This is a genomic window from Paenibacillus sp. MER 180 (assembly GCF_023713665.1).
Taxonomy (GTDB): Bacteria; Bacillota; Bacilli; order Paenibacillales; family Paenibacillaceae; genus Paenibacillus_B; species Paenibacillus_B suaedae.
Genome location: NZ_JAMAVT010000112.1, coordinates 1 through 255, shown reverse-complemented (window position 1 = coordinate 255; position 255 = coordinate 1). Strand labels below are relative to the sequence as shown.

The following is a 255-nucleotide window of genomic DNA, read 5'->3' as shown; positions in this document are numbered from 1 at the left end:
CTCAGGAAGAGAAAACAATAGTGATTCCGTAAGTAGCGGCGAGCGAACGCGGAAGAGCCTAAACCAAGGAGCTTGCTCCTTGGGGTTGTGGGACGTCTCACATGGAGTCAGAAAGGTGTTTATTAGATGAAGAGGTCTGGAAAGGCCCGCCATAGAAGGTAAAAGCCCTGTAATTGAAAGTAAATGCCCTCCGAGACGGATCCCGAGTACCGCGGGACACGTGAAACCCCGTGGGAATCTGGCAGGACCATCTGC

General features: G+C 52.5%; 1 rRNA gene. It reads left to right on the top strand.

Features of this window, described 5'->3' with window-relative positions:
- Nucleotides 1-255: ribosomal RNA gene (locus tag M3661_RS30095) — 23S ribosomal RNA — on the top strand; the annotation flags it as partial.